Origin of the sequence: Aeromicrobium sp. (assembly GCF_049586495.1) — a bacterium.
Taxonomy (GTDB): domain Bacteria; phylum Actinomycetota; class Actinomycetes; order Propionibacteriales; family Nocardioidaceae; genus Aeromicrobium.
Window position 1 is genome coordinate 1 of sequence record NZ_JBAVCB010000032.1, and the last position, 1,847, is coordinate 1,847.

The window sequence follows — 1,847 nt, forward strand, 5'->3', positions numbered from 1 at the left end:
GTGTCGTGCTGTGGCTGTCGGGTCGCAGTCGGCTTGGGCCGGCGGTGCTCGTCGGTGGTCTGGTTGCGACGGCGCTGACCGTTCTGGTCGTGATACCGGCTTTCGCCACGGACGGCTACGCCTACGCGTCGACGCTCGGGGGCGACCGCGGTCTGCTTCCCACGCTGACCGACGACCCCAGCCGCAAGGTGGCCACGGCGGTGCTCACGGTGGCGATCACGGGGTTCGCGGCGATGTTCTCGCCGTGGGCGCTGCTGGCGCTGCCGACGTTCGCGTGGCGCTTTGCTGGGGACAACGCCAGCTACTGGGGCACCGAATACCACTACTCACTGGTGCTGATGCCGATCGTCTTCGTCGCCGCGATCGACGGGGTGCAGCGGCATCGACCCCTGCGGTGGCTGCTGCCCGTGGGTGCCGTCGTCAGCGCTGTCACGCTGATCGGTTCACCGTTGGCCGGACTGCTCGACCCGGACACCTATCAGGCTCCTGACCGGGTGGCGACGGCACGAGCCATCGTCGAGACGATTCCTGACGGCGCCTCGGTGGAGTCCGACATCGGTCTGCTGACCCACCTGGTCACCGACCACACCGTGTACTGGCTGGGGTCGACCACCCCGGCACTTGCGCCACCTGACTACATCGCGTTCGACGTCGCGAGCGGATTCGGTTCCCCGGGCGACGTCCCCGGCTACGCCTTCGACAAGTACGGCGTCGTCTACACCACCGTCATCGATCGCGATGGATACGTGCTGGTGCAGCGTGGCGACTAGGGGTGCGTCATGCTCATGACGTCCAGAGCGTTGTCCAGGTCGGCTTCGGAGATGTCGCCGCGTTCGACGTAGCCCTCGTCGATGACGACCTGACGAATGGTCTTGCGCTCCTTGACCGCGATCTTCGCGATCTTCGCGGCGTTCTCGTAGCCGATGTGACGGTTGAGCGGCGTGACCACCGACGGGCTCGATTCGGCCAGCTCGAGGCAGCGCTCCTCGTTCGCGGTGATGCCGTCGATGCAGCGGTCGGCGAGCACGGTCGACGAGGTGGTGAGCAGGCGCATCGACTCCAGAATGTTGCGGCCGATGACCGGCAGCATCACGTTGAGCTCGAAGACTCCGGACGCACCAGCGACGGCGATCGTGGCATCGTTGCCCATGACCTGGGCCGCGACCATCAGCGTCGCCTCGGGCAGCACGGGGTTGACCTTGCCGGGCATGATGCTCGAACCCGGCTGCAGGTCGGGCAGGTTGATCTCGCCGAGGCCCGTGCGCGGCCCTGATCCCATCCAGCGCAGGTCGTTGCAGATCTTGGTCATGCTGACCGCGATGGTGCGTAGCTGGCCGGACATCTCGACCAGGCCGTCTCGCGCACTCTGGGCCTCGAAGTGGTCGACTGCCTCGGTGATGGGCAAACCCGTTCCCTCGGCCAGCAGCTCGATGACGCGCTGCGGAAAGCCGATGGGAGTGTTGATGCCGGTTCCGACTGCCGTCCCGCCGAGCGGGACCTCGGCCGTGCGGGGCAGGGAGGACTCGATCCGTTCGATGCCGCGTCGGATCTGGGTGGCGTAGCCGCCGAACTCCTGGCCGAGGGTCACCGGGGTGGCGTCCATCAGATGGGTGCGGCCGGACTTCACGACGGTCGCGTACTCGGCCGACTTGGCCTCCAGCGACTTCGCCAGGTGGTCCAGCGCCGGAATGAGCTCGTGGGTCGCCGACGCGGTGGCCGCGACGTGGATCGAGGTCGGGAACACGTCATTGGACGACTGGCTGGCGTTGACGTGGTCGTTGGGGTGCACCGGCTGGCCGAGCTTCTGGGTGGCCAGGTTGGCGATCACTTCATTCGTGTTCATGTTG

Annotated in this window: 2 protein-coding genes; one reads left to right on the forward strand and one right to left on the reverse strand. The window is 67.0% G+C overall.

What is annotated here, in order from left to right; genetic code table 11:
- On the forward strand, window positions 1-770 hold a 770-nt coding region (locus WB508_RS01660), incomplete at its 5' end, for a DUF2079 domain-containing protein (RefSeq protein WP_423843135.1).
- Here the strand turns inward: WB508_RS01660 and WB508_RS01665 are convergent.
- Window positions 767-1,847: class II fumarate hydratase (locus WB508_RS01665; RefSeq protein WP_423843136.1), on the reverse strand; the 1,081-nt coding region annotated here is incomplete at its 5' end. The two genes, WB508_RS01660 and WB508_RS01665, sit on opposite strands and share 4 nt — an antisense overlap.